3 protein-coding genes are annotated in these 2,158 nt (G+C 69.7%); 2 read left to right on the plus strand and 1 reads right to left on the minus strand.

Translation table 11 applies throughout. The annotated features are described in order from the left end of the window. Positions 1-22: 22 nt before the first annotated feature. Positions 23-442: a nuclear transport factor 2 family protein gene (locus AB0G02_RS36395; protein WP_360803893.1), complete on the minus strand. Its 420-nt coding sequence runs from the start codon at positions 440-442 to the stop codon at positions 23-25. 226 nt (positions 443-668) lie between these two features. On the opposite strand from AB0G02_RS36395, the gene AB0G02_RS36400 reads away from it, so the two are divergent. Then, positions 669-1,853: an acyl-CoA dehydrogenase family protein gene (locus tag AB0G02_RS36400; protein ID WP_360803896.1), complete on the plus strand. Its 1,185-nt coding sequence runs from the start codon at positions 669-671 to the stop codon at positions 1,851-1,853. Positions 1,854-1,897: 44 nt separating this feature from the next. Beyond that, positions 1,898-2,158, plus strand: a 261-nt coding sequence (locus tag AB0G02_RS36405) for a ketosteroid isomerase family protein (protein ID WP_360803899.1), incomplete at its 3' end; no start/stop codon positions are given.

The following is a 2,158-nucleotide window of genomic DNA, read 5'->3' on the forward strand; positions in this document are numbered from 1 at the left end:
CGCCACCGGCGCGCGGACCCGATCAGTCCAGGACCTGTGGGGGGTCCATGACCGGGCGGTCGCAGGCCATCAGCCAGCGACCGTCATCACCGCGCCGCAGCACGTCGGTGCAGCGGCCCGTGATGCGGACCTTCTTCCCCTCCTCGTTGGTGGTGTCGATGACGAACGTGACACCGATCAGCGAGACGTCGCCCGCCACGTAGGCGTGCGTGAGGGTCGCCTCCAGGTGCGGCTTCGGCGTCAGGAACTCGACGAACCACTTCTTGCGCGCCTCGCCGGTCAGCTGGCCGCCGGAGAAGTTGGAGATCGCGTCGGGCCGGTAGAGCCGGTCGAACAGCTCACCGTCACCGGAGTTGAAGACGTCGATGAAGATGTCGTTCTGGGTGTCGATGTCATCGGTGAGATCGGGGAAATCGGGGTCGACCCGGATTGCGGTGGACATCTTTACGTCCTGCTTCCTTCTGGGCGGAGCGGGTCCGCAGGTCCAGCGGGCGAGTTCGGTCGTCTCGCTACCGGCAAAATAACCCGGCGACTTTCACGGCCCGCTCACACACCGGTAACCGGACCGGGTCGACCGGGTGGTTACCGCTTTATGAGAACGGTTTCCGCGGGCGCCGCTAACGTTCCGAACCGACCCCCGCCGACAGTCGACCGAAGGGCCAGATGCCATGCGAGAAACCGAGAAGGACGGTCGCGCGGTCGTCGACGCCGTCCGCGACCTGGTGCCGCGGCTGCGCGCCAACGGCCAGGAAGCAGAGGACCGGCGGTGGCTGCCGGACGAGAACATCAAGCTGCTGGAGGAGGCGGGCGTCTTCCAGGCCGCCGTGCCGCGCAAGTTCGGCGGCCTCGACCTGCCCGTGGCCGACCAGGTCGCCATCGTCGAGGAGGTCGCCCGCGGATGCGGTTCGACGGCGTGGGCCGTCAACGCCTGGATCTCCAGCGCCGGTGTCGTCGCGGCCTACCCGGACCAGGCGCAGGAGGAGGTCTTCGCGGGCGGCTCGGTGCGCGTCTCCGGCGGCTTCACGCCCACCGCCACCCTGGTGCCGACCGAGGGCGGCTACGTGCTCGACGGCGCGTGGCGGTTCAACACCGGCATCCGCGGCGCCGACTGGAACATCGTCGCGGCGATGGTGCTGCGCGACGGCGCGACCGAGTCGCACGAAGAGGTGTACGCCGTCGTCCCGCAGTCGAAGTTCACCATCGCCGACGACTGGCACGTCTCGTCCGCCGCCGGCACCGGCAGCTCGACCAGCTCGGTGAAGGGGCTCTTCGTCCCCGCCCACCGCGTGGTGGACGCCGCCGCGCTCACCGAGGGCACGACGGGCGACCGCTGGAACGCCGGCCTGCACGGCCGCGACTACGGCCTGATCCCGTACGTCATGGTGCCCTCGCTGGCGGTCTACATCGGGCTGGCGAAGCAGGCGCTGGAGCTGTTCGTGGCACGCGCGCCCGGCCGCGGCATCGCGTACACGAACTGGACCGAGCAGTCCGAGCACCCGCACGTGCAGATCCAGCTCGCCACCGCCGCCAACAAGATCACCGCGGCGGAGGGCCTGCGCGACCGCGTCACGGACCTGATGCAGGACCGCGCCGACCGCGCGGTCGAGGTCACCACCGGGGAGAAGGCCGCGATCCGCGGGCGGATCGGCTACGGCATCCAGCTCGCCAAGGAGGCCGTCGAGATCGTCTACACCCTCTCCGGCGCCTCGGTGATCCAGAAGGCCGTGCCGATCCAGCGGGTCTACCGCGACACGGTGGGCCTGGCGCTGCACGGCCTGATGGCGCCGGTCACGAACCTCGAGGTGCACGGCCGCGTGCTGCTCGGGCTCGAGCCGGACACGTACTTCCTCTGACCCGCCCGACCACCCGAAGCACACGCAGGAATGGAGCCAGACCGATGTCCGCGAGCACGGCGACGATCCACCCGACCGAGGACCTCGACAAGCACCTGGAGCACTACGTCCAGGCGTTCAACTCCAACGACCCCGAGGTCCTGGAGCAGTTCTACACGGAGGAGGCCATCGCGGTCTGGGAGCCGCACACCCCGTTGCAGGGCGAGGCCCGCCGCGAGGCCGCCCGGGAGTTCCTGTCCCGCAAGCCCACGATGACCGCGGTGGAGCGCGAGCGGTACGTCACCGGCGACACCATCCTGTTCATC

The sequence above is a fragment of the Actinosynnema sp. NPDC023658 genome (assembly GCF_040639995.1).
In the GTDB taxonomy this organism is placed as follows: Bacteria; Actinomycetota; Actinomycetes; order Mycobacteriales; family Pseudonocardiaceae; genus Actinosynnema.